This is a genomic window from Mucilaginibacter sp. NFR10, from assembly GCF_900100445.1.
Lineage (GTDB): Bacteria > Bacteroidota > Bacteroidia > Sphingobacteriales > Sphingobacteriaceae > Mucilaginibacter > Mucilaginibacter rubeus.
In genome coordinates this window covers 432380-458094 of sequence record NZ_FMTV01000004.1, presented here as the reverse complement: position 1 = coordinate 458094, position 25715 = coordinate 432380, and the positions used below count along the sequence as shown (strand labels likewise).

Here is a 25715-nt window from a genome sequence, read left to right as displayed (position 1 = left end):
ATGAGCGAACTCATTAAAAAACAAGTGAACGATGCAAAGGCCTTGATGGAAAAGGCCATTGACCATGCAGATAGCGAATTAAATAAAATACGTGCAGGTAAGGCAAGCCCTTCATTACTTGACGATATCAGGGTTGATTACTATGGTACCCCAACACCACTAAGCCAGATAGGTAGTGTTAACACCCCTGATGCCCGTACCATTGTTGTTCAGCCATGGGAAAAATCATTGTTAAACCCTATTGAAAAAGCCATTAAAGAAGCTAATTTAGGTGTTAACCCTCAAAACGATGGTATCATTATCCGTATTAATGTACCGCCGCTTACCGAAGAGCGCCGCCGTGATTTGGTTAAAAAAGCTAAAGCCGAGGCTGAGACCGGTAAGGTGGCTGTTCGTAACATCCGTAAAGATGCTAACGAAAAGATCAAAAAATTAAAATCAGAAGGTGTTTCTGAAGACGAAATAAAGACAGGCGAAGCTGAAGTTCAAAAACTTACTGATGCTTATATTGCTAAAGTTGATCAGCTTTCAGAAGCTAAAGAAAAAGATATCATGACGGTTTAATATTAACCTTGTGTCAAATTAAAAGGGAATGAGCTACTTAGCCATTCCCTTTTTTTATGTTTGCCGTTGAAACATGAATGTATTAATCTCTTACTTAAAAAAACACCGCTGGATAGTTGTATTTGCACTTTTCCTGGCGGCGATGAATATAGGCTTCTCACTGCTCGACCCATGGATAACCGGGCGTATTGTTGACCGTGTTATTGAACAACGCAGTAAGCTACAATATGACGCATACCTTAACCAGGTGCTGATGCTGGTTGGCGCTGCTATTGGTGTTGCCATGATATCGCGTATAGCTAAAAACTTCCAGGATTATTTTACCAATATCATTACCCAAAAGGTAGGCGCTGAGATGTATGCCGATGGTTTAAAGCACTCGCTTGAGTTGCCCTACCAGGTATTTGAAGACCAGCGAAGCGGCGAAACTTTGGGCATATTGCAAAAGGTACGTTTAGATTGCGAAAAGTTTATCACCTCTTTTATCGGGATCCTTTTTGTGTCGCTCATCGGGATGGTATTTGTTATCGTTTACTCGGTGAGCGTGAGCTATAAGGTTACCCTGGTATATTTCGCCGCGATACCCATCATCACTTTTGTGAGTATGGCCATGAGCCGGAGAATTAAGAAAATCCAAAAGACAATTGTGGCCGAAACAACAGCGCTGGCAGGTTCAACAACCGAATCGCTAAGGAATATCGAGCTTGTAAAAAGTTTGGGCCTGGCAAAACAGGAAATAGCACGGTTGAATAATACTACCTACAAAATTCTCGACCTGGAACTGAAAAAAGTGAAGTATGTACGCAGCATGAGCTTTGTACAGGGCACTACCGTAAACTTTGTGCGCAGTGTGATGGTGGTGGTGCTGTTAATGCTTATCTTCAAAGAGACTATCTCTCCGGGTCAATATTTCAGCTTTTTATTCTATTCGTTCTTTTTATTTAACCCTTTGCAGGAGTTAGGCAATGTAATCCTTTCCTGGCGTGAGGCTGAGGTTTCCCTTGGTAACTTTAACCGGATATTGAGTATTCCTATTGATAAAAAGCCCGAAAAACCTGTATTGCTTGAAAAAGTGAATACCTTAACATTTAATGACGTTAGCTTTAAACACTTAACCGCGAATCGTAACGCGCTTAACCATATCAGCTTTGAAACCAATTCGGGCGAGACGATCGCTTTTGTTGGTCCTTCCGGTTCGGGCAAAACTACGCTCGTTAAATTATTGGTTGGTTTATATCAGCCTTTGCAGGGCGATATTTTATACAACGGCACATTAAGTAAAGAAATCGACCTTGATCAGCTGCGCGAAAAAATAGGCTTCGTAACCCAGGATACGCAACTATTTTCGGGTACCATCCGTGAAAACCTGCAGTTTGTACGCCCGGATGCTACCGATGAGGAATGTATGGATGTGCTGCAGCGTGCCGCATGCCAAACCCTGCTGGCCCGGGCCGATAAAGGTTTAAGCACTGTAATTGGCGAAGGTGGTGTAAAAGTATCTGGCGGTGAAAAACAACGCCTGTCAATAGCCCGTGCTTTATTACGCCGGCCGGATATCCTGGTATTTGACGAAGCTACGTCATCCCTTGATTCTATCACTGAGGAGGAGATCACCGAAACTATCCGTAACGTATCTGAAAAAGAGAACCATATTACTATCCTCATCGCTCACCGGCTATCAACCATTATGCATGCTGATAGTATTTACGTATTGGAGAAAGGCCGTATTATTGAATCGGGCAAGCATGCCGATCTCATTTCCCAGAAAGGGTTATATTATGCTATGTGGAGGCAACAGATAGGGGAAAAGGATACGGTAGACGCACTGGATTAAAAGCACAAAAAGCAGATTGATATTAGGAAATCCAGACTTACGAAGTTTCAAAAACTTCGTAAGTCTTCTACGTTTTTGCTATTTGCCCGTAACAGCTTCTATATACTAATGTCATTTTTCCTTCAATATTTATTGAGTTTAAAACCGCATTAGCAATCCCAAATACCCAAGTTTAAATATTTTTATTCTCAATCATCCTGAAAAACTCATCGCGATAAGTATCGCCTACAGGGATGATCTTGTCGCCGATCTGGATGCGGCTCCGTTCAATACTGTCTATTTTATTGAGGGCTACAATGTATGATTTATGTACACGTACAAAATGTTTCTCGGGCAGCGCATCTTCCATCTTTTTCATGCCCTGCAGGGTAATAATCCGCTCGGCAGAGGTGAAAATGCTTATATAATCCTTTAAACCCTCAATAAACATAATATCATGCAGGTATACCTTCTGGATCTTATGTTCGGTTTTTACAAAGATAAAATCGGTTGAAAAATCATCCTGCTGCACGGGTTCGGCCTGCATCACTACCTGTGGTTTGGCTGCAACCGGCTGGATAATGCTTTGTGCTTTTTGTACCGATTTAAAAAAGCGATCAAATGCGATAGGCTTTAACAGGTAATCAACTACATCAAGCTCATAGCCTTCAAGCGCGTACTGCGGGTAGGCTGTAGTTAAAATAACCTTGGCTTTGCCGTTGGCGATCTTCAAAAATTGAATGCCGGTAAGCTCGGGCATCTGAACATCTAAAAACACAAGGTCAGCTTCGGCGGCCTGCACCATGGTAAGCGCTTCGATGGGGTTGGTTGTAGCTTTAACCAATTGCAAAAAAGGCATCTTGGAAATATAATCTTCCAAAATATGCAGCGCCAAAGGCTCATCGTCAACTACCAAACATCTGATCATAGCGTAAAAATAATGTAATAATGGTTATTCTAAATTTTTTAATGTGCTGTTTTGTTATAACGGCGTCAATTCAACAGATTTATACCAGATTTCGGCGCCTTCCGATTGTAAAAGGATGCGACCGTGCGATAATGAGGCTATTCCCCAGTTCACCAAATGTCCGTTAACATAATGTTCAATCTGGTTGCCATTGCAAATGATTTCGATGGTGTTCCACTCGCCGCGCGGATTTTCAAAATTGGCGGTGCGGTAAACACGCTGCTGGTCCCACTCAATGGCCGATTTATTGGGCGTAACCACATTAGTATGTTGTACGCACCAAATATCGCCGCAATCACCTTCCTGGATCTGGCATTCTATCGATCTTGGCCATACGATATCTTTATCCCCCTCTCCAAAATGATATAAAATACCTGCATCGCGTACGCCCTTTTCGCGTGGGTGATATTGCTTGCTCCCCCATTTAAATACTACTTTCAGGTAATAATTATCGTACGATTTTTTGGTGGCCATATAACCAAAATACTTGCCCATTACATGCACCATGCCATTTTCAATGGCAAAGTTGTTATGTACATCATTATCCTTGCCTAAAGTATCCAGGTAGGTATACCAACCCTTTTTATCCTTGCCGTTTAACAATTTTTGAACCCCAATCTCCCTGATCCAGATATTGCGGAATGATACCGGAAACTCATGCTCCTGCAGCAACAAGGGTAAGGCGAAGGCGTGTTTTTGATATTTGGGCTGACCAACATGCGCCACTGTTCCTTTTATAGCTACATGGTTTTGTATCAGTATGCCATTGTGTAATACGGTAATGTAAGCCGGTGTTTTAACAGAGCTGTCGATATTAAAGCGTGGGGCGGTATAAATGATATCATACTTTTGCCACTGGCCTGGTTTAAGCGAGGCATTTACCTGCGGCAGGTATTGTTTATAAACAGAACCGGCCTGCCCGTTTGAGTAGGTACGGTTTTTATAACTGTCGAGGATCTGCAGTTCGTAGCGGCTTTGCATAATTACGCCGCTGTTGCCACGCTCCTGTCCTTCGCCTTTAACAACAGCCGGGGTGCGCCATTCAATATGCAGCTGGCAATCGGCAAAGTTTTGTTTGGTGATGATAGAGCCGCTGCCCGGCTTAACGGTTACAATACCGTCCTTTACTATCCAGCCCGGTTTGTTACCTTTCTGATCTGTCCATTTGTCCAAATTTTTGCCATCAAACAAAATAATAGCATCAGATGGCGGCTTGTTGCCGGCGCCCGGTAAAACTACTTCAGGCTCAGGGTCCCAAACTTCGGTTGCTTTAGGATCGGTTTGTGCAGATGCGGTAATGGCCGATGCTGCAAGAAACAGGGTTGGGAGCAATTTTTTCAAACAGGTCATGGTTATAATGGGTTATAACTATAAATCTATTGATAATTCGCAGGTGTAAGTATATTCTTCATCCCTTATTTTTAAAGAGTACCTGTTGGGGTAAAGCAGGTTGAGCCGGCGCTGCACATTTATCAAGCCAATTCCACCTACAGCATCACGGTTATTGTTATGTTTTTTATTTTGGATGTAGAAATGCAGTTTACCATCCGCCACGTTAATAAGTAGCTTTATAGGTGAGTTGATATCATTTGCAACGCCATGCTTAAAAGCGTTTTCGATAAAAGCGATCAGTAGCAAAGGTTCTATTTTTTGATCGGTGATATTGCCATCTACCTTAAAATCAATAAAGGCCTTACTGCCAAAGCGGATCTTTTGCAGGTCGATATAGTTTTGAAGGTATTGAAGTTCTTTGCTCAGATCAACCTTGTTATCGTTACATTCATACAGCATATAACGCATAATTTCCGAAAGCTTTAAAATAGCCTCGGGGGTAGTTTCTGAGCGCTGATAGGCCAGTGAATAAATACTGTTTAAGGAGTTAAATAAAAAATGCGGGTTGATCTGCGATTTCAGAAAAGCCAGCTCGGCAATAAGGCGCTGATTTTCCAGGTCGCGCTGGATGCGTTCATTCAGGAACCAGTCTGTACTGAATTTTAGTGCAGTGCTCAAAAATACAAATATAAGGCTGGTAAAAATACTGCTGTAGAAATAAGTAGCAAAACTGGTGACATGACCTTTTTGATGCACCAGTACAATATCTTTAAATAAAAGCCCCACGCCGTATTTGGCTACGCCGTAAACTATGATGCTTGTAAGCACAAAGGTGGCGTATTGCCAGTAGCGTTTTTTATTTAGAAATTTAGGTATAAAAACCAGGTAGTTAAGATAAAATAAGCTGATATTAATAGTAGGATAAAGCAAAAAAATCACTAGTAACTCCTTGGTACTAAGCATGGCATCATTAAGCCGGGCCAAAAAAACAAAAAAGGATATAATGGCCGCCCAGAAAAACAGGTGCCAAAAAATTATCCAGGCGGTTTTTATTCCGGTTCTGGATTTAGGTAATGGTAATGAAGCCTCCATTCGCTGTTTTTAAATCCCTTTTATGTTTAGGGGTGTGGCATCTAATTTAATATTTTGATAATGATATCGGCCTGTTATTTATATATAGCGGCCCATTTTTTCGATGAACTGGCTTTTATTATCGATGAACTGGTTAAAAGGTGCATAAAAGCGTTCATCTATAAACAAAGTGTGTTGGTCTAAATGATTTTAGCAGGTTATTTTTTTAATATTCTTTTGTTGTATAAAATCACCACTCACAATGAAAACGCTTATCAAAAATTCAAATCCTTTTATCATGTTATTGATCCCGGTAATGTTTGCCCTTATTTTGGGTGTAAGCTACCAGTTCGAGCAAAAAAAGGAAACAGCAATAATTGGCCGCACAGCAGTACATGCTACCTCATTGTTTCACAAAGGTTTTGTAATGGTTAAAACTGTTTGCTCAATAGCAAAAAACAATAACATATGGTAATTACTACCGAAGGCCTTTCCTTCACCTTTGGTAAGCAGCAGGTAGTTAATTCACTGGCGCTGCAAGTTCCGGAAGGAAGTATATATGGTTTTCTCGGTCCCAACGGCGCCGGGAAAACCACTACCATCAAACTCCTGCTTAACCTGTTAAAACCCGATGCAGGTAACATCCACATTTTTGAGCAGGATATCAAAACAAACCGCATCAGCATACTTTCGCAAATAGGTTCGCTTATCGAACAGCCTGCTTTATACCAACACTTAACCGGGAGGGAAAATTTATTGAACAGGGCCTTATTATTGCAGGTGCCTGCCCAGCGCGTTGAAGATATGCTTGACCTGGTACAGCTAACCGCCGCCGCCAATAAAAAGGCCGGGCAATATTCATTAGGGATGAAGCAGCGCCTCGGTATTGCGCTGGCCCTGCTGGCCGATCCTAAATTGTTGATTTTGGATGAGCCAACCAACGGCCTCGACCCAAACGGTATCATCGAGATCCGCGAGCTTTTGAAAAAGCTTGTTGCCCAACATGGCAAAACTGTTTTTATATCAAGCCATTTGCTTGGTGAGATTGAACGGATGGCCACGCATGTGGGCATTATAAATAACGGCGCAATGCTTTTTCAGGGCAGTGTTGCCGACCTGCAGGCCATCAGCAAACCACTGGTGCGCGTTGATGCCGAAAATACCGTTGACGCCGCCAACCTTTTAACCCGCCACCATATTAATGTTACCGAAGTAACCGACGAGCATTTACTGGTACCCTACATCTCCAAACAGCAAATGGGCGAGATCAACGCACTGCTCAATAAAAACGGGCAAACGGTTTACAGCATCAGTAAACAACAAAAGGACCTGGAAAAACTATTTTTAGATATCACCCAAAGCGCCTAAGCCATGAAAGGATTTATACTGTCATTCCGTTCGGAGTTTTACAAAAGCCGTAAAACGCTTGGTTTCTGGGCCTCTGTAATGCTTCCTTTATTTATAGGGGTTTTGCTGTTCGTGGGATTTTATACCAAAAGTGAAAAGTTGGTGTCAATGCCGCCGATGATGCTTTGGCTACAGTTTGCTGGTGCTATTTTGGGTATCATGGGCTCATTGGTGCTGCCAATGTATATCATATTTATAGCATACTCCGTAAACAGTATCGAACACCGGGCCGATACCTGGAAAACCTTGTTTAATCTGCCAATCCCCCGCTGGTCGGTTTATGCGGCTAAATTTTTTTATGCGGTTTTCCTTGTATTTCTTTGTCTTGCATTGTTTGTGCTGTTTACCATTGGTTTCGGCAATTTGTTAAGCATCGTAAAGCCAGAGTTACGGTTCGATAATTTCCACATGGAGAAAGAACTGGCACAGATCTATTTTAAATTGTTTTTATCATCATTAGGGATCCTCTCCATTCAGTTTTTACTCAGTTTATTTTGGGCCGATTTTTTAAAGCCGATGGGGATTGGTTTTATATGTACTATAGCCGGTGTTGTAGCTGCTTCAAAAGGCTGGGAATATAGCTACCTGTTTCCATATGCACACCCCATGGCCGCCATCAGCAGCATGCTGAAAAATAATCATGGTGATCCTGCTAACCAGTTACAGATAGATGTTTTCACTAAAGATGTATTTGTAAGTATGGCTATAGCAGTTGTAGTATTTGTGGCAGGATATTTTATTGTGCAGCGTAAGAGCGTGAAGTAGATGTTAGTGATTAGAGGCTGGAGGTTAGTTAATCCTCGATATTAATAATTTTTACGGCTTTAAAATCGGAGTGTAAAGGGTTGAGCAGGTAGTTAAAATCGCCGGTAACAGTGGCGGATGGTACGTGGAGTGCTAAATATTTGTTGGCTTTTACAAAGCCGTCATCAATTTGCTGTGTTGCTTTGATCAGGGGGTTACTATCCACTTTTCGGGCAACTGATCAGTGTGAGGCTTAAAAATCTGCATTATCAGGCAGCTCAATCGTCGCCATAAAATAATCAGCAGGCATAAATCCAAGCGGTGTATGTACAGCAACTTCAAGTACTGCCAATGCGCGTGACGAAGAGGTATAAACTACAGCAGTTCCTTTACTGTTCCAGCGCCCGCCGTTTAGTTCAGCCCCCTGCCGCTCAAGTCATGAATGTAAGCCTGCTTACTTAAGCGATAAACGATCATGCAAGTATGCCATGTTCAATGCGCCCCAACTCATCGCGGATCATATTGATCCCAAAGGCTGTATCCAAAAGTTCTTTAGGCTTTACTCCGCCCAGGGGGATGCTTTTATAATCCATCCAGGCGTAAAAATTATTTTCATCGCCAAAAACCTCAATACCCCTTTTATAGAGTAATTCAATCATGATTATCTTTTCAGAATATATGGGATCAAAGGTTTTGTTTTCCTTTTTATAACGTTGAATAGTTCGCTCGGAAAGATGAAGGTACGAAGCCCAGTCATCAATATTAAAATGGATATGATTTGATAATTTGGTAAGATAAGGAAATGATATGCCCTCCCTTACCATGAAGGTTAAATTAACCTCATCATCATCAAGAAATTTATAGGGTTTTGGAGTACTCATGGCCTTTATTGTAAATTGACCATAGATTTACGACAATTGTCGTCGAAAAGCAAATCTTATTTTTTAGCAAAAATAGCCCTTACTGCCGCCTTCAGTTTATCAACCCACATTCCATACATTTTACCGGATGGATGCAAACCATCATCAGCCAATAAGGTAAGATCATTGGCGGCCAGTTTGGAGATCCCTGTTATTTCAACATAATTAACCTTTGCATTAGCACTTATTTTACGGTTAATATCATTGAACTGATCTATCTCAGGGCCGATAGCGGCATCCTGCCCTTGAGCAAAAGGTGTAACACCATAGTCGGGGATAGACAGCACAAACACATGCTCGCTGATACCCTCAGCAAATTTGATGGCCGTATTTAAAACCTGCTCAAACTTAACGCGGTAATTTTCCTGGCTTAAGCCATCATATTGATCATTTACACCTATCAGCAGTGTGACTACATCATAAGTATTGCTTTTGATGCTGCTTTGATCAATAGCTTCAATGAGTTGATCGGTTGTCCAGCCGGTGCGGGCTATGATAGTCGGCGTATTTACTTTGAGGCCTTGTAACTGGTTAGCCAGTTGATTAGGAAATGCCTGTTCAGGGGGCACAGACTGGCCTATGGTATATGAATCGCCGAGGGCAAGGTATGTTAGGGTATCCTGTATCACGGTAACTGGTTTTGGCGGGGGATTATTATAGCTAACCGGCGCCGGTGTGTTTTTGCCTGCACAGGCCGATAATGTAATTGCTGTGAGTAAACTGAAAATTATTCCCTTCATTATAATATCTCCATACCAAAAAGTACGGAAATATGGTGTTTAAGGATTTTTTTTACTTCATTAATATCAACCTCATACCCAAGTTCCTGCTGCATGGAGGTAACAGCCTTATCGTCAATACCGCAGGGCACTATGTTTTTAAAATAGCTCAGATCGGTATTTACATTAAGCGCGAGGCCATGCATGGTTACCCAGCGACTGCAGCGTACGCCCATGGCGCATATTTTACGGGCTTTGTCATTATCGGCATCAAACCATACGCCGGTATAACCTTCATAACGACCGGCCTGCAAGCCAAAATCGGCGAGGGTAAGGATCACTGCTTCTTCCAGCGTACGCAGGTACAGGTGTATATCAGTAAAAAAATTATCAAGGTCCAGTATCGGGTATGAAACAATTTGCCCCGGCCCATGATAGGTAATATCACCGCCCCTGTTTATCGGGTAATAAACAGCCTGCTTTTCTTTCAAGCCTGCCTCATCTAACAATAGATGCTCGGGCTTGCCGCTTTTACCCAGGGTATACACGTGCGGGTGCTCGCAAAATACCAGATAGTTAAAAGTTTCGTCGGCTTCGATAGTATCGTAGGCTACAGCAGTCCCTGCGTTTTTAGCAGCTGCTTCGTAAGCCGTTTCACGATTACGGTTGTCTATTTTAGTTTTAACCGTTTCACTAAAAAGGGTTTCCTGTTTATCCCAGGCCTGCTGATAATCAACCAGGCCCCAATCCTGAAAAAATACTTTCTTGTTTTTCATTACTCGCCCTTTACGTACCCTATCATATAATCTTCATATTGCAGATAGCCTACTGTATAATCAATGGTGGTATCTTTTTTATTCAATTGCGCATTCACCACGCCATGATGCTCAAACTGGAAAGGCTCCAAAAAAATGTTATCGGCAAATGAAACCTCTTTTTGCCCGTTACATTTATAAACAGCCTCCTTGGCGCACCAGCAAACATATAGTTGTTCAATTTTTTGCGGGCCATTTATAAATTTCAACTCTTCCTTACGCATAAACTTGTTGGCAATGCGCTCAACTTTTTGCTTAATCTGCTCAATATCAATCCCAACCTTATATGTTTTGCTGATCATCACAGCGGCATAATCAAACGAATGGCTTAAGGAGATGTGGTAAGGGAGGTTTACCAGGTAAGGCTTGCCATGCTCATCAACTTTACAATCAATATACTCATCGGTACGGAGCATTTTACGCAGCAGCACGCGGGTACCCAGCCAGTGCAGGTGGCGCTTGCCATTGCTCAGGCTTTCTACAAAATCCTTTTCCTGCTGATCAAGTTGCAATTGGCTGTACAGGTCTGTAGCCTCCTCCTCGATACGCCAGAGTGCAAACTCAGTGTCATCATCAATACGCTGCCTGTATGCTATCGCCATAAAAGTAAAATTGCAAAATAGGTTGCAAACATATGTCAAAAAAAATTAAATAATATCAGCGCAGCTACATATTCGTAATCGGCTGAACCTTATCAGGTTTAGGAATTGTTTCTGCGCTATCTGAACGCATTTCACCGGTCAATATTGTTTATAAAAGCCGGCGCCGATTAGGCTAATTTTCATAATTTAGCGCCAGCAATAACCTGCCTGTATGATACTATCTGATAAGCGCATCCTCGAAGAAATTGAACAAGGCCATATTATTATTGAACCATTTAACCGCGAATACCTGGGCACTAACTCGTACGACGTTCATTTGGGCAAATATTTAGCTACTTACCGTAGCCGGGTGCTTGATGCCAAAGTTCATAATGAGATAGATGGCTTTGAAATTCCGAAGGATGGCTTTGTGCTTCAGCCCAATACCCTTTACCTGGGCGTAACGATGGAGTACACCGAAACACACCGGCATGTTCCGTTTTTAGAGGGCAAATCAAGCACAGGGCGTTTAGGTATCGATATTCACGCAACAGCGGGTAAAGGTGATGTTGGTTTCTGCAATACCTGGACACTTGAAATTTCATGTGCCCAGCCGGTGCGCATTTACGCCGGCATGCCCATTGGCCAGCTTATTTATTTTGTAGTTGAGGGCGAGATTGAAACACTGTACAACAGTAAGGCCAACGCCAAATACAACAATCCTACTACACGTCCTGTTGAAAGCATGATGTGGAAGAATAAGTGGTAGGTTTAAGCCACAAGTCTTAAGTCGGGAGTCTTAAGTACCAAGTAGAAAATATAAGTCAAACTTTCGACTAAAGACTTCGAACTTCAGACTTAATATGACTTGGTACTTTTTTTGCGTATCTTGGTAGTTCAAGATTTATCTTTCTATGAACCTAAAACGCCTATCGGTTGGAATCCTGATCACCTTAATTGCCGGTGCTACCTTAGCTTTTATAAAACCCGACGATGAACTGGTAACAAAAATCATTGCCCAGCTTGATAAATGGCGCACCGATCATCCGCAGGAAAAAGTTTACCTGCACTTTGATAAGCCCTATTATGCCATTGGCGAGGATATCTGGTTTAAAGCCTATGTTACTATAGGCAGTGAGCATAAGCTTTCGGCTTATAGCGAAACCCTGAATGTTGACCTTATTGATGATAACGATTCGGTAAAACGCAGCCTTAAACTGCCGTTAACAGCCGGCCTCGCCGCGGGCGATTTTGCCCTGGCCGATAGCATGACTGAAGGAAATTACCGCATCCGCGCTTATACCAACTGGATGCGAAACGAAGGCGAAGCTTATTTCTTCAATAAAACCATCACTGTGGTAAATGGCATCAGCAACAAGGTTTTCACCAAAACAGCCTATAGCTACAGTACCTTAAATGGTAAACCAAAGGTGACTGCCGTAATTACCTATACCGACCTGAATGGTGTAGCCTACGTTAATAAACCAGTAAGCTATGAAGTTGAAATAAACGGAAAATCAATCTCCCGGGGGAAAGGTATAACTGATGATAAAGGGAACCTAACAGCCGGTTTTACTACTAATCAGGCCGTTGCAATAACATCCGGCCATATTAATACCGAAGTGAAGCTTGATGAAAAACATACTGTTGCGAAAGCCGTGCCCATAAAAACGCTATCAAATAAGGTTGATGTTCAGTTTTTCCCGGAGAGCGGAAGTTTAATTAATGGTGTTTTTGAAAAGGTAGCTTTTAAAGCCGTTGGAGCCGATGGAGTAGGGGTTGATATTAAAGGCTTTATTGCCGACGATCAAAACAACCAGGTTGCGCCATTGGGCGATAGCCATTTTGGCATGGGTACTATAACCTTTGAGCCTGAAAGTGGTAAAACTTATAAAGCGCACATTACTTATGCCGATGGCTCTGAAGGTGTTTTTGATTTGCCCAAGGCAGTTGATAATGGCTATGTATTAAGTGTCAACAGCATGCGCGACGACAAGGTATTTGTATCCATCATCCCTGGTAAAAACACCGGTAACGGTACAGCCTCATTATCGGGTTTAACGCTGATAGCGCAATCGGGCGGTGAGCTTTGTTATGCAGGCAAAAGTAAGGATGGGGCAACATCCTTTTCGGCTGCCATCCCTAAAAATAAATTCCCATCGGGCATTGTACAGTTCACGCTGTTTTCGGCAACCGGTGAGCCTTTGAACGAGCGCCTCATCTTTGTTCAAAACCCCGATCAGCTTAAGCTTGCCGTTACTTCCGAAAAGCAGAGTTATAAACCCCGCGAAAAAGTTACTATTAATCTCAATGCTAAAAACAGTGAGGATAAACCCGTTGTGGGGAGTTTTTCAGCATCGGTTATTGATGAATCAAAAGTTAACACAGACGAGGCAAGCGAAATTTCAATCTATTCATCCTTACTGCTTACCTCCGAGCTGAAAGGGTATATTGAAAAGCCGAATTATTACTTTACTAATGTAAGTAACGAAACCAGGGACAACCTTGATGCACTGATGCTTACCCAGGGCTACCATCGCTTTGAATGGAAACAGCTGCTTGCTGATAAATTTACCCCAATAGTCTTCAAGCCCGAAAAATCACTGGAAGTAACCGGGCACCTCAAAACTTTTGGTGGCAAACCGGTACCAAACGGCAAGGTTACCCTTTTTTCAACATCGGGAGGAACTTTTATTATTGATACCGTGGCTGATGCCGAAGGTAAGTTTACTTTTAAAGACCTTGTTTTTAGGGACAGTATCAAATTTGTGATCCAGGCACGTACGGCCAAAGACCGCAAAAATCTCGATATCACGCTTGACAACGTAACCCCGCAACCCGTTGGGCCTAATAAAAACGCGCCCGATATCCAGGTCAACATCAACGATGGCACATCGGCCTACCTTTTAAACAGTAAGAAGCTTTATGACGAACAGGTAAAATACGGTATTGGCAACCACACTATCGTATTAAAGGAAGTAGTGATCCGCGAGAAACGGGAAAACCCTTTTAAAAATTCGGCCAACCTTAACGGGCCGGGCAATGCCGACCAAACACTTACCAGTAAAGACCTGATGTATGGCGGAGGCCAGCTTTCTCAAATCTTACAGGGTCGGCTGACTGGTGTAATATTCCGCGGTGGTATCCCCTATTCAACCCGCAGTCCGGGTAACCCAATGCAAATTGTGCTTGATGGAACCTATGTGGGAAGCGATTTCCTGGATAACTTAAATGTAAATGATATTGCCACTATTGAATCTTTACGAAGTATTGGCAATACGGCAATTTATGGATCAAGGGGAGCTGGCGGCCTTTTGGTTATTACAACCAAGCGCGGCGGTGAAAGTGTTTACAATAGATACGCGCCGGGCATTGTAACCTATGCTCCTAAGGGATATTATAAAGCGCGCGAATTTTATTCGCCTAAATATGATGATCCTAAAACCAATGCCCAAATGCAGGACCTTCGCAGCACCATTTACTGGGCACCAGGCTTATTAACTGATAAGGATGGCAATACATCCATGAGCTTTTTTAACGCCGATGCTAAAGGTACATATCGTGTAATAATTGAAGGTATTGATGCCGACGGTAATTTAGGCAGGCAGGTTTATAGGTATAAGGTGGAGTAATATTAAGCCCGCAGTCGGCAAGTCCGAAAGATTTAAGCAATGCTAATGTTTATCTCTTTCGGACTTTATTTTTGGCGAGCAAACTTATTTACTGCTCAAATAATACTTCTCCCAAAAGTCAACAGATTTTGACATTTCGCCTGCACCGCCCGCCGCACCACGGCCTGCGCCGCCTCCCATGCCACCGCGACCGCCTCTTCCACCACGGCCGCCACCCATGCCGCCTCCGCCCATTCCACCTCGTCCGCCGCGACCACCGCCGCCGCCAAAGCTGCCACCGTCTTGCTCGCCCCCACCTGTGCCTGCCGGTCGCTGGAAACCGTTGATCTTAAAATTAAAAGCCCACTCATTTTTAAAAGCATCGTTACCGGCGTGGAAAAAGCTTAAGGGTATGGCCGCTTCATAAACCAAATCGCCATTCGCATCGTAATTTATGGCTGTTTTAATGCCGTAGGTGTTTGATGTGGTGATCATATCGCCATCAATATCCTTAAACCCAACAACCTTAATATATCGCAGCTTAGTTATCCGCTCGCGCATCAGCTCGTCACGGTCGACCTGGGTAATTTCGCCGTTATCATCTTTTGGCTTGGCAAACTCCGGCTTTTCATCCGGGGCTGCCAGTGGAAAAGTAAGCATAAAACTATCTTTCTTTTTCCCTTTAGGATCAATGCTTATTGTAATCCCTGCATTCAACACTTTCATTTTATCAAGCCTGTCGCTAATGCGGATAGCGGCATACAGGTAATCCTTATCATTGGCCAGCACGTAGTTCAGCTTCTTCTCTTCATTATAGTAACGCAGGCTGTCGCCCCAGTCTTTCAGGCTACCATCAATGTTAATATTAGCGGGCGGGCCCTGTAAGCTGTTTTGAGTACTTTGGGCCGATGAATGGTGAGCTGTTAAAAGTTGTGCGGTTAATGCTAAAACAAAAGCCGGGGATGCTTTTTTCATGTGAAGTTTTTTAAGGGTTTTATGTAACATGATTTTTAAGACCATGGAACACGATTTTAATACTTTTATTATTGTTTTTGAGTAAATTTGTAGTTACGTATGCCAACTGAAGTACAGGAAGAAACATTTACCCTCGAAGAGTTACTTGCAGGACTTAAAGAGATGCATCGTTTAATACTCTGGAACGATGATTTTAACACTTTTGACCACGTGATCCACTGCATGATGAAATACCTGGATTACTCCGAACCACAAGCCGAAAAGATAGCATGGAAAGTACATAACGAAGGCAAATGCGCCGTACTGGAAGGCTCCTTTACCGAAATGGAGATCTACCGAAAAATCCTTCAGCAGGAAGGGTTAACAGTTTCAGTAGAATAAAACACTAAAAACAACCGACATGTTAAAAAGATCATTTTTATTTTTTTTATTAGTCGGTTGGGCAAGCCTGACCGCCTGCGGCCAGGGCAAAAACCTGAAACTGGTAATTATCCGTCATGCCGAAAAGCCCGATGTTGGGGATAACCTTTCGTGCGCCGGGTTTAACCGTTCGCTCAAACTGCCCGAAGTTTTAAAAGCCAAATTCGGTTTGCCCGATCATATTTATGTGCCGGCAATGCACCAGGGTAAATCAACCGCGAGGGTGCGCATGTTCCAAACCGTCTCGCCGTTTGCTGCAAAATATAATCTTTCTATCAATAGTAATTTTGAAGAAGAGGATGATAACGGCGTCGCTAAAGAACTTACCTCAAAAAAAGGCACCATCCTTATTGTATGGGAACATAATCAAATTAAACCTTTACTGAAAGCTTTAGGTATGAAAGTTAAAGACCTGGAATGGCCCGATAGTGATTTCGACAGCATCTGGATAGTGACTTTCAAAAAAGGCAAACCGTCGTTAACGATGGATAAAGAAGGGATTACACCGGCTTCGGGGTGTAGTTTTTAAATTAATCCACCTCATCGTTTACGCCGCCGCTCGGCTCCAGCCGAGTGGCAACTATTAAGCGGCCTCCCGGCCGCCGGATAACGCAGGCCGGAGGCCCTGGAATAATAACCACTCGGCTTGAGCCGAGCGGCGGCAAAGTATAACATAAAACACAAAACGCCCCGGATTTTCCGGGGCGTTTTGTGTTTTATGTTAACTGATAATTATTCGCTAACCAGGTAATTCCAGTTATGCGTATCCGGAACATTACCATACTTAATGGCATCCAGTGTATCAAATACCTTGTTCGAAAACTCGCGTGTTTTCGGATCGCTCAGGAAATATTCCTGGCCTTCGTAGCTGATTGAAGCTACAGGAGCTATAGTTGCGGCAGTACCGGCACCAAAGGCATCGGTAAGTTTACCATTTTTAGCACCTTCAACAATCTCGGCTACAGAAACTTTGCGTTCCTCAACAGTGATACCCCACTCTTTGGCTAAAGCTATAACGGTATCGCGGGTTACACCATCTAATATCGTGTCTTTTGCTTCGGCCGTGATCAGTTTACCATCTAACAGGAACATTGCGTTAGCAGCGCCCATTTCTTCAATAAACTTATGCTCTTTGGCATCAGTCCAAATTAGTTGATCAAAACCTTCTTCGGTTGCTTTACGGGCCGGCAGCATGGAGCTTCCGTAGTTACCGGCAGCTTTGGCATAACCCATACCGCCTTCGGCAGCGCGGGTGTAGTGTGTTTCAATTTTAACACGCAATGGTTTTGAAAAGTATGGGCCAACGGGGCCAATCAATACCATGTATTTATAAGTTGAAGACGGTGTTACCCCCAGGTAAGGATCGGTAGCGAACATGAACGGGCGGATATACAAAGCATGGTTTGGCTTTGAAGGTACCCAGTCGCGGTCAAGGTCAACCAGGGTAGCTATACTTTGCAAAAAGATTTCTTCGGGCAGGGTTGGCATGCAAAGGCGCTCGGCCGATTTGTTGAAACGGATAGCATTCTTATCAGGGCGGAAAACGGTGATTTTTCCATCCGCATGTTTATAGGCTTTCAGTCCTTCAAAAAACGCTTGTCCGTAATGAAGTGCTGAAATTGCAGGGCTTAGACCAATTTCGCCGTAGGGAATGACCGAGAGATTTTTCCATTCACCGTCCGCGTAATCGGCCACAAACATGTGGTCAGAAAATGTTTTTCCAAAAGGTAAGTTGTCAAAGTCCGTTTGCTGCAAACGGGAAGCAGTTGTCCTGCTGATCTTGATGTCCAATGTCTCGGTCATGGCATTAAAAATTAATAAATTATAGAAAATGGCAAGTTAGGCATTTTTATGGCCTACACCAAAAAATTGCATAGTTAAATGGTGATTATCACATATAAAACATCATTTTGACAATATGATTGCCGGGCTCAATTACTACTCAGCACATCATCAACCCAGGCCTTACCCCAGTTCTCTTTTTCCTCTTCGCTCCATACCCAGGGATAAAAGATTCGCTTTTGAAAACGCGGCGGCAAGTACTTTTGCCAGTTAGTGCCGCCTGTTGCCTTAATATCCTCCGGCTCACGATTAAGGTAACGCACCGCAGATTTATAATGTGAAAGCGGCCAGTTTACGTTGACATTGATATCCAGCTGGCGCAATTCGTTACGCAATTCAGGAGTCAGTTCTGATGATGACTCAAATTGTTTAGCCAGCGTATTAAAGTTATGCTTAACAGCGGCCTTGCCCAGTTCAATAAATGTTTTTGAATATTTTTTCTCGAACTGTTTAAGCGTCAAAGTCTTTTTACCGGTGGAAAGTTCGGTAGCGCCAAACTTCCAGTACAGGTATTCAAATTGCGCTTCAATAGTTGCATGCTGCAGTTCCTCACGTTTATCTTTAGCAACCAGGTTTATAAAATCCGTAGCGTAGATCTCGATCATCCGGTACTGGCCCGACTGAAAACCGCTTGCCGGCAGCAACGACATCCTGAATTTCAGAAACTGCTCTTTCTCCATGCCATCAACCATGATCTCAAACGAGTGGGTTAAGGCACCAAAATATCTGTTGATCCTTTTTAACCGCGCTGTAAAAAGCTCGGCTGTCAGCGGCGCTGCTTCAACAATTTGTCTGCACTCATGCAGGGCAAGCTTGAAATATAGTTCGGTGATCTGGTGATAAATGATAAAGATCTCCTCGTCGGGAAATGGGGTTTTAGGGTTTTGTAAACTAAGCAGGGTATCCAGGTGGATATAATCCCAATAGGTTAAAAAATCTGCATAAAGCAGGCCATCAAGGTATGAGTTCATATCCTGGCCCATAGCTTCGTACTTTTCCTGCAGCTGATTTAACCGGTCTTCAATTTCGGGAGAGAAATGCATACTTCAAAGGTAATAAAATAGTATACTGCTAAAACATATCCGTATTAGGTTGTTATAATGGATACAAGCCTTATAAATATTATTATGAAGATCAGGAAGATACTCATCGGTATTGATGAAAGCGAATTTTCACGTTATGCAGCGGCGTTCGCTTTTGATATAGCCCATACCTATAATGCCGAAGTTGGTTTGGTACACATAGTTGAACCTATTATTGTGCCCACCGATACCCAGGAGGGTTTATTAGGAGGGATGCCATTTGATCCTAATATAAATCTGCCAGGCACAGAATTAGAAACATTGCAAACCGAGCGCTCTGCCGCATTGCTGGATCAGACGGCAAAAGAATGGGGCGGGGGACTGGAAATAGCTCACTTCACCCAATACGGATCTACAGCTGAAGGTATTATTGAATGCAGTAAGGAGTTTAATGCCGACCTGATAGTTTTAGGCACTCACCGCCGTACCGGTATCGATAAATTCTTTTTAGGCAACGTTGCCGAGCAGGTGGTCAACAAATCATTGATCCCTGTATTGGTTGTGCCTTATATTGAAGAGAAAAATTAATATAAAAGCCTGAACTTAATCGTATGCTCAATCGCTTTTAACTCGTTCAATACTTCAGTATCATAGCCTGTATTAACATCGGTAATTACATAACCTATTTGCGGGTTGGTAACCAGGAATTCACCCACAATGTTAATATTATGGCGGGCAAATACATCGTTAATTTTAGCCAGTATCCCCGGTACGTTTTTATGGATGTGAATTAAACGGTGGGCATTGTTAACGCGCGGTGGCTGCAGATCGGGAAAGTTACAGCTGGTATGCGTTTTACCTTCGTTCATGAAAGCCATCACCCTTTTGGGTAAAAAGTCGGTACTGTGCGGGTTATGCCTTGGGTCGTCAAATATAATGATCCCGTTTTCGGCAGCAGCATCGGCCAGCTTGCGGTTACATTTGCCAAAAATACCAATCACCTTTAACCTGCCTGCATTTTGAACTTGTTCGGCACTTGGCTGATGTTCTTCGTCGCAAAATAACACACCGGCTTCCTCAAGATATTTTTCTTCAACATCGTCGCGGTGGCGCATGTTGTAGCCCTCTTTTTTAAGCTGGTCTAAGGCATCCTCATCCACGTTGCCCACAACCAAACATTTAATACGGTTTTTAGGGTAGGAGATGGCACGCGGCAGTTTATTCAGATAGAGGAACTCGTCAAAGCTTGGGGTAATATGGTCGGCCTTTTCGGCTACTGATTTACGTTCGATGTTTTCGGTAAAAGCGAAGAATTTTTTGATCATACCCGATTCCTTTAACTGAAAATCAGAATAACCATCACCGATGCCATAGATATCGCCCGGTAACTGAAGCTCTTTCAGCAGCTTTACCTTGCCACCTTCCTGCGAAAGCGGGTTTTCGCGGTCGTAACCTATAATATTGCCTTCCTCGTCAAACACGAAAGTGTTGGCGTAGATATTTTCTTTTTTAATGTGGTACTCGGTTACTACCGGTGTAATGAACTCTTTGAACCCACCGGATACGATCAACACCTCGTCCTGGTGATTTTTAAAGAAGATAGTATTCCGCGAAAAAGAAGTAGAAACTTTCTTTTTAAGATGGCTGATCAGTTGCTTTAAATGATCGCGGTTAGCATTTAGCAATTTCACCCTGCGCTCTAAACTTTCGGTAAACGACAGCTTACCTTCCATCGAGGCATTGGTCAAATCTTCTATCTGTTTGTAGATATCTTCGCGGTCGGGGCGATTTTTTAGAGAGATCCGGGCCAGTTCATCAAGGGCCTCAACCTGTGTAAAGGTGCTGTCGAAATCAATAATAAAGTACTGTTCCATCTTGGCTGCAAAGGTGCGAAAAAATTTGCTGATAGAACAGGTAGAATTTATAGGTAATTGAAAGCTTTTATTATTTTAACGCCTCACAAATTTCCGCAATCGTTTTGCTGATGGGCTTAAACTCAAAGCCTATCGCTTTTTTTATTTTTGAATTATCAAACTCGCGGGTTAATGAAGCTGTTTGTGCCGATGTTTTATCTATAGCCGGAACGCCACCGGTTATAGCCGAAACAAAAGCGGCCCCGCGCCAGGCCAGTTCCATCATCCAGGGTTTAGCAAAAATAGCGGGTGGCTTGATGCCGAAGCCTTTTGCTATCTCGGTAACCATACCTTTGTAGTCCCGGTTTTCGGCGCTGATAATGTAGCGCTCGGCGGTAATATCGCTGTTCATTAAACCTACCATGCATTTGGCAACGTCCTCTACATCAACAAAACCTATAGTGCCCGAGGTATAAAACTTAAGCCCCTTACGTACCGTGTTGAATAAGGCGCCGCTGCCCTGGGTACCGGCACTCGCGCCAATTATCAGCGAGGGGTTAACAATAACAGCATCCAAACCTTCGGCAATACCCCGCCAAACCTCCATTTCGCTTTCCAATTTGGATATGGCATAACCATCGTTTTCTGTTGATTGCTCCAGGTGATGGTTTTCGGTAATTAACTCTCCGGGTTTGGCGGCGCCAATAGCAGCAATTGAGCTTACATGCACCATCCTTATGCCACGTTCATTGCAAAGATTAACCAAATTGGCAGTCCCGGTAACATTGGTGCTTATCATCGGCTTTTTATCCGCCTGCTTTAATGATACCCAGGCGGCACAATGGTAAACCTGGGTAATACCTTCGAGCGCATCGGCCAATGCAAAAATATCCATCATATCGGCGTCAACCCAGTCGATGTTTTCCTGATATGGCAACAGTAACCTTGGGATAACTGAACTTGCCCTTTTGGTGCAGCGGATTCGCTGCCCGGTAGTGGTAACCAATAGTTTTGCCAGTTCGGCCCCGAGAAAACCAGTTGCGCCTGTTATTAAGATCATGATGCAAATGTGATTATTTTTTAGCTCAAAGCAGAAAGCCTAAGGCCTAAAGCTTTCTTTTTTAAACTTAAGCAACATGGTAAGAAAAGCTTTCTGCTTTTAGCCTTAAGCTTTAGGCTAAAAAATCTGCACATTTGCACATCTGAAATCTGCACATTAAATAATTATGTCATTAGCTGATTTTTTTACGCCGATTGATCTTAAAAAGATAGCTCCTAAAAAAGGCTATTATACCAGCCAGCTTGGCGATAAAATTGTGCATTACTCTGTCGATTTCCCTGATCTGGAGGAGAAAACGGATATTGCCATTATCGGTGTTATGGATGATCGTAACGCGGTTGGCAACCCCGGTTGTTCACTTGGCCCTGATTACATCCGCGAAAAATTATATCAGTTAAACGAAGGCGGCTATTCTGTAAAAATTGCCGATCTGGGCAATATCCGTGCCGGCGAAAAGGTAACAGACACCTACTTTGCCGTTAAAACTGTAGTGAGCGAACTGATCAAAAAAGACATCATCCCCGTTATTTTAGGCGGGGGACAGGATCTTACTTACGCCCAGTACCTGGGTTATGAGGAGCTTGAACAGAAAGTTGACCTGGTGGTAATCGATTCGCATTTTGATTTGGATGAAGATAATCACGGCGAAAGCATTGAAACTACTTCTGCTTCCTATCTCAACAAAATATTCCTGCATGATCCAAATTACCTGTTTAACTTCAGCAACCTTGGCTATCAAACCTATTTTGTAAGCCAGGACAGCCTCCGGGTAATGGATAAGCTTTATTTTGATGTACACCGCTTAGGCGAACTGAGCGGCAATATTGCTGTTACCGAACCTGCCATCCGCAATGCCAGCATGGTAAGTTTCGATATCGGCGCAATTCGCGCTGCCGATGCCATGGGGAATGCCAATGCCACGCCAAATGGTTTTTATGGCGAAGAAGCCTGCCAGCTCTGTCGTTACGCGGGCTTTAATGATAAACTTACCTCGATAGGTTTTTATGAATTTAATCCGGCTTATGACAGTAACGGGCAAACCGCCTGGCAACTGGCGCAAATGATCTGGTATTTTATTGACGGTTTTTATAACCGTAAGCGCGATTTTCCACTTAACCCTAAATCACAATACCTTATTTATAAAACCAGCTTAACCCACGACGACCAGGAAGTAATATTTGTAAAAAGTAAAAAATCCGACCGTTGGTGGATGCAGGTGCCCTACCCGTCGGCAGGTTCGCCTAATGAGCGTTTTCATTTGGTACCCTGCAGCTATGCCGACTATAAAACGGCAACATCAGGCGAATTGCCGGACCTTTGGTGGCGTACCTATCAAAAATTAAACTGATATTCACAATTTTAACACTTGCTTAAACGTTAGCAGCGTAGAGTTTTATATATTCTAATGAAGAAATTATTTTTTTACATAGCCGCCATGCTGCCGGTAACGGCGCTTGCACAGGCTACAGACACCTTTGTTATTAATGGTAAATTAGGCAATGTCACCACACCTGCCAAAGTATATTTATCGTACCAACTGGGTGCTAATAATGTTACCGATTCGGCCAATGTGGTTAACGGGGCATTTTCATTTACCGGCACTATCTTTAACCCCGTTAATGCCACATTAGCCGTTAACTACAAGGGCTTACCCCTCGAAAAATTTATCGACGGCAACTATAAATATGCCGATAACGGCAGCCTGATTTCAAAGACGGCCGACGACATAGATTTTTTCCTGGAAAAAGGGACCATCACCATCACCAGCAAAGATTCGATAGATAAAGCGCAGATCACAGGTTCGCAACTTAATACAGATAATGTAAAACTCCAGGCACAGTTAAAAGCCATCAATCAAAAAGGCGAAAAGCTAATGGCCGACGCCAAGGCAGCAACGCCGGAGCAGCAAAAATCGGCAGCTTTCAGGAGTGCCATGCAGGCAAGGTATAAAGCCCTGCAAACAGAGCAAAAGACAACTTTAAAAAGCTTTATTGCAGCCAACCCTGATAGTTATTTAAGTTTACTTGCACTAACCTCGGTAAGCGGTCCTGCTCCTGACCTTAGCGAGGTTGAGCCATTATACAATTCGTTATCTCAAAAAATCAAAGATACCGAAGCCGGTAAAATGATGAAGGTGCAGCTCGACGCCCTAAAAGTTACGGCTATCGGCTCCGAAGCTCCTGATTTTATACAAAACGACGTTAACGGAACTCCTGTAAAGCTATCGTCGTTCAGGGGCAAGTATGTATTACTTGATTTTTGGGCATCATGGTGCGGTCCCTGTCGTCAGGAAAACCCGAACGTGGTACGTAACTATGCAAGGTTCAAAAACAAAAACTTTACCGTAGTTGGGGTTTCGTTGGATAGGCCCGACGGCAAATCGGCGTGGCTTGCTGCCATTAAAAGCGACGGATTGGAATGGACGCAATTATCTGATCTTAAATTCTGGAACAACCAGGCTGCGGCTTTGTACTCGGTAACATCTATCCCTCAAAACTTCCTGATCGATCCTCAGGGAAAAATCATTGCAAAAAACCTCCGTGGCGAAGATCTTGATGCCAAACTGGAACAGTTATTTGGAAAATATAATTAATTGATACTAAGGCCCTGCCTGGGCGATATTAATTAATATGTCATATTCACCGTTGAATTAGCCGGATATTTAATACCCGGCTAATTTTATTATATTGCGATATGAACTTGACCTCAATAAAAAAAATAGCTTTAACAGCAATTGCAAGCGCCCCTGCTTTAGCTTTTGCCCAGGATGCCCAATATACTGTGCAAGGTAAAATTGGCGCCTATAACGCACCGGCGAAAGTCTATGTGCAATATCGTAAAGATGGAAAAACGGTTGTCGACTCGGCAGTATTGAACGAAGGAGCCTTTAAATTTACCGGTAAAACAAGCACAACAACACCTGTAAGCGGTTATATTTTGTTTAACCCCAAAGGTACCGGCCTGCATAGCTCAGAAGATTATCGTTCCATTTACCTTGAACCAGGTACCATCAACGTAAGCGCAACTGATAAAATTGCTGATGCCAAAATAGAAGGCACCAAAACCAATAACGATAACGAAAAATATAACCAGACCGAAAAACCGATTAATGATGCCTATGAGGCGCTTTCGGCAAAACGTAAAACCGCCACGCCGGACCAACTTGCCGAACTAAATGCTGAGGAAAAAAAGATCGACGACCAGGATGCGCAGCTAAATAAAAAGTTTATCCAGGAAAACCCCGATTCATATGTAAGCCTTAACGCGCTTGAATCATATGCCTACAGTGCCGATTACGTAGATATTGCCCCATTGTTTAACAGCTTCAGTCCTGCTATTAAAGCAACCGAAGCAGGCAAGAAATTTGCCGAACGCCTGCCAAAATTAAAAGCTGTGGCATTAGGTGCAACTGCCCCCGAGTTTGCCGAAGCTGATACTGCCGGTAAAATGGTTAGCCTGTCATCATTTCGTGGTAAATATGTACTGATAGATTTCTGGGCATCATGGTGCGGCCCTTGCCGTCGTGAAAACCCTAATGTGGTAAAGGCTTACAACGCTTATAAAGGCAAAAACTTTACCATACTTGGCGTGTCGCTCGACAGGCCGAACGCTAAAGATAAATGGCTGGCAGCTATTCACAAAGATGGCCTTACCTGGAACCACGTATCCGACCTTAAATTCTGGGATAGTAAAGCCGCCGACCTTTATGCCGTGCGCGGGATTCCTCAAAACTTTTTGTTAGATCCTAATGGAAAGATCATTGGTAAAAATCTAAGAGGCGAAGACCTGGAGAATAAGCTCGCGGAGATTTTCGGAAAGATTTAATAATGTCATTTTACGTCAATGACCATAAAAGCCTTAGCAAATTAATTTGTTAAGGCTTTTATGTTTGCTTCTCATCCCTGAGATTTAGCGAGCAAAAGGAAAAGGGCGGCATTGACCCGAGCCCAAACTTACGAAGTTTTCAAAACTTCGTAAGTTTCAGCGCCGCCCAATCAC

Annotated in this window: 25 protein-coding genes and 1 pseudogene; 13 read left to right on the top strand and 13 right to left on the bottom strand. The window is 43.1% G+C overall.

Annotated elements, in window-relative coordinates; genetic code table 11:
- Together frr and BLP33_RS16455 are read left to right on the top strand one after the other, a co-directional pair.
- Window positions 1-564, top strand: a complete 564-nt coding sequence (gene frr / locus BLP33_RS16460) for a ribosome recycling factor (protein ID WP_090530830.1) — start codon at window positions 1-3, stop codon at window positions 562-564.
- Between the two features lie 73 nt (window positions 565-637).
- Entirely contained in the window at window positions 638-2398 is a 1761-nt protein-coding gene (locus tag BLP33_RS16455; protein WP_090530827.1) for an ABC transporter ATP-binding protein, read from the top strand.
- Between the two features lie 172 nt (window positions 2399-2570).
- Here the strand turns inward: BLP33_RS16455 and BLP33_RS16450 are convergent, their stop codons facing one another.
- From BLP33_RS16450 to BLP33_RS16440, 3 genes are read right to left on the bottom strand one after another with little or no spacing between them, the layout of a single operon-like run.
- Entirely contained in the window at window positions 2571-3305 is a 735-nt protein-coding gene (locus BLP33_RS16450; RefSeq protein ID WP_090530824.1) for a LytR/AlgR family response regulator transcription factor, read from the bottom strand.
- A 54-nt stretch (window positions 3306-3359) separates the two neighbouring features.
- Window positions 3360-4694: a 3-keto-disaccharide hydrolase gene (locus tag BLP33_RS27475; RefSeq protein WP_175490034.1), complete on the bottom strand. Its 1335-nt coding sequence runs from the start codon at window positions 4692-4694 to the stop codon at window positions 3360-3362.
- Window positions 4695-4712: 18 nt separating this feature from the next.
- Window positions 4713-5768: a sensor histidine kinase gene (locus BLP33_RS16440; protein WP_090530821.1), complete on the bottom strand. Its 1056-nt coding sequence runs from the start codon at window positions 5766-5768 to the stop codon at window positions 4713-4715.
- 241 nt (window positions 5769-6009) lie between these two features.
- Between BLP33_RS16440 and BLP33_RS16435 the strand changes: the two genes are divergently transcribed.
- From BLP33_RS16435 to BLP33_RS16425, 3 genes are read left to right on the top strand one after another with little or no spacing between them, the layout of a single operon-like run.
- Window positions 6010-6222, top strand: a complete 213-nt coding sequence (locus tag BLP33_RS16435) for a hypothetical protein (protein WP_090530816.1) — start codon at window positions 6010-6012, stop codon at window positions 6220-6222.
- Window positions 6216-7115, top strand: coding sequence for an ABC transporter ATP-binding protein (locus BLP33_RS16430; RefSeq protein WP_090530812.1), 900 nt, complete (start codon window positions 6216-6218; stop codon window positions 7113-7115). The genes BLP33_RS16435 and BLP33_RS16430 overlap by 7 nt, the downstream gene beginning before the upstream one ends.
- Window positions 7116-7118: 3 nt before the next feature.
- On the top strand, window positions 7119-7919 hold the full coding sequence (locus BLP33_RS16425; RefSeq protein WP_090530810.1) for an ABC transporter permease: 801 nt from the start codon (window positions 7119-7121) through the stop codon (window positions 7917-7919).
- A gap of 28 nt (window positions 7920-7947) precedes the next feature.
- Here BLP33_RS16425 and BLP33_RS27870 read toward each other — a convergent pair.
- The 5 genes and pseudogenes from BLP33_RS27870 to BLP33_RS16400 all read right to left on the bottom strand — a co-directional run.
- Window positions 7948-8262: pseudogene (locus BLP33_RS27870) on the bottom strand (RES family NAD+ phosphorylase); the annotation flags it as partial.
- Window positions 8263-8371: 109 nt separating this feature from the next.
- Window positions 8372-8779 (bottom strand): type II RES/Xre toxin-antitoxin system antitoxin, encoded by a 408-nt coding sequence (locus tag BLP33_RS16415; protein WP_090530807.1) that lies wholly within the window; start codon window positions 8777-8779, stop codon window positions 8372-8374.
- Between the two features lie 56 nt (window positions 8780-8835).
- On the bottom strand, window positions 8836-9558 hold the full coding sequence (locus tag BLP33_RS16410; protein WP_217633173.1) for an SGNH/GDSL hydrolase family protein: 723 nt from the start codon (window positions 9556-9558) through the stop codon (window positions 8836-8838).
- Entirely contained in the window at window positions 9558-10313 is a 756-nt protein-coding gene (gene lipB, locus BLP33_RS16405) for a lipoyl(octanoyl) transferase LipB (RefSeq protein ID WP_090530804.1), read from the bottom strand. Before lipB ends, BLP33_RS16410 begins: the two co-directional genes overlap by 1 nt.
- Window positions 10313-10954 carry a 4'-phosphopantetheinyl transferase family protein gene (locus BLP33_RS16400; RefSeq protein ID WP_090530799.1) on the bottom strand — a complete coding sequence of 214 codons (642 nt, stop codon included), beginning with the start codon at window positions 10952-10954 and terminating at the stop codon, window positions 10313-10315. Before BLP33_RS16400 ends, lipB begins: the two co-directional genes overlap by 1 nt.
- A gap of 211 nt (window positions 10955-11165) precedes the next feature.
- Here BLP33_RS16400 and dcd point away from each other — a divergent pair, with 211 nt between their 5' ends.
- Both dcd and BLP33_RS16390 read left to right on the top strand, forming a co-directional pair.
- The gene (gene dcd, locus BLP33_RS16395; protein WP_090530796.1) at window positions 11166-11702 is read left to right on the top strand and encodes a dCTP deaminase; all 537 of its coding nucleotides are present in this window, start codon (window positions 11166-11168) and stop codon (window positions 11700-11702) included.
- A gap of 145 nt (window positions 11703-11847) precedes the next feature.
- Window positions 11848-14565, top strand: coding sequence for a TonB-dependent receptor plug domain-containing protein (locus BLP33_RS16390; RefSeq protein WP_090530792.1), 2718 nt, complete (start codon window positions 11848-11850; stop codon window positions 14563-14565).
- A gap of 84 nt (window positions 14566-14649) precedes the next feature.
- On the opposite strand, the gene BLP33_RS27185 is transcribed toward BLP33_RS16390, so the two are convergent.
- Window positions 14650-15519: a DOMON domain-containing protein gene (locus BLP33_RS27185; RefSeq protein ID WP_139160008.1), complete on the bottom strand. Its 870-nt coding sequence runs from the start codon at window positions 15517-15519 to the stop codon at window positions 14650-14652.
- A 99-nt stretch (window positions 15520-15618) separates the two neighbouring features.
- Between BLP33_RS27185 and BLP33_RS16380 the strand changes: the two genes are divergently transcribed.
- Both BLP33_RS16380 and BLP33_RS16375 read left to right on the top strand, forming a co-directional pair.
- A complete protein-coding gene (locus BLP33_RS16380; protein ID WP_090530789.1) occupies window positions 15619-15900 on the top strand; it encodes an ATP-dependent Clp protease adaptor ClpS in 282 nt (93 codons plus the stop codon).
- Between the two features lie 19 nt (window positions 15901-15919).
- A complete protein-coding gene (locus BLP33_RS16375; RefSeq protein ID WP_217633172.1) occupies window positions 15920-16468 on the top strand; it encodes a histidine phosphatase family protein in 549 nt (182 codons plus the stop codon).
- 203 nt (window positions 16469-16671) lie between these two features.
- On the opposite strand, the gene BLP33_RS16370 is transcribed toward BLP33_RS16375, so the two are convergent.
- Together BLP33_RS16370 and BLP33_RS16365 are read right to left on the bottom strand one after the other, a co-directional pair.
- A complete protein-coding gene (locus tag BLP33_RS16370) occupies window positions 16672-17742 on the bottom strand; it encodes a branched-chain amino acid aminotransferase (RefSeq protein WP_090530786.1) in 1071 nt (356 codons plus the stop codon).
- A 128-nt stretch (window positions 17743-17870) separates the two neighbouring features.
- Complete coding sequence (locus tag BLP33_RS16365) at window positions 17871-18824, bottom strand: tryptophan 2,3-dioxygenase family protein (protein WP_090530783.1); 954 nt, start codon at window positions 18822-18824, stop codon at window positions 17871-17873.
- 84 nt (window positions 18825-18908) lie between these two features.
- On the opposite strand from BLP33_RS16365, the gene BLP33_RS16360 reads away from it, so the two are divergent.
- Window positions 18909-19391 carry a universal stress protein gene (locus BLP33_RS16360; protein ID WP_175490033.1) on the top strand — a complete coding sequence of 161 codons (483 nt, stop codon included), beginning with the start codon at window positions 18909-18911 and terminating at the stop codon, window positions 19389-19391.
- On the opposite strand, the gene BLP33_RS16355 is transcribed toward BLP33_RS16360, so the two are convergent.
- Window positions 19388-20677 carry an HAD-IB family phosphatase gene (locus BLP33_RS16355; protein WP_090530777.1) on the bottom strand — a complete coding sequence of 430 codons (1290 nt, stop codon included), beginning with the start codon at window positions 20675-20677 and terminating at the stop codon, window positions 19388-19390. The two genes, BLP33_RS16360 and BLP33_RS16355, sit on opposite strands and share 4 nt — an antisense overlap.
- A gap of 70 nt (window positions 20678-20747) precedes the next feature.
- Window positions 20748-21716, bottom strand: coding sequence for an NAD-dependent epimerase/dehydratase family protein (locus tag BLP33_RS16350; protein WP_090530773.1), 969 nt, complete (start codon window positions 21714-21716; stop codon window positions 20748-20750).
- Window positions 21717-21882: 166 nt separating this feature from the next.
- Here BLP33_RS16350 and BLP33_RS16345 point away from each other — a divergent pair, with 166 nt between their 5' ends.
- From BLP33_RS16345 to BLP33_RS16335, 3 genes are all read left to right on the top strand, one after another.
- The gene (locus BLP33_RS16345; protein WP_090530770.1) at window positions 21883-23064 is read left to right on the top strand and encodes a formimidoylglutamase; all 1182 of its coding nucleotides are present in this window, start codon (window positions 21883-21885) and stop codon (window positions 23062-23064) included.
- A 57-nt stretch (window positions 23065-23121) separates the two neighbouring features.
- The gene (locus BLP33_RS16340; protein ID WP_090530765.1) at window positions 23122-24309 is read left to right on the top strand and encodes a TlpA disulfide reductase family protein; all 1188 of its coding nucleotides are present in this window, start codon (window positions 23122-23124) and stop codon (window positions 24307-24309) included.
- A 101-nt stretch (window positions 24310-24410) separates the two neighbouring features.
- Window positions 24411-25541 (top strand): TlpA disulfide reductase family protein, encoded by a 1131-nt coding sequence (locus BLP33_RS16335; RefSeq protein ID WP_090530762.1) that lies wholly within the window; start codon window positions 24411-24413, stop codon window positions 25539-25541.
- The last annotated feature ends 174 nt before the right edge of the window (window positions 25542-25715 follow it).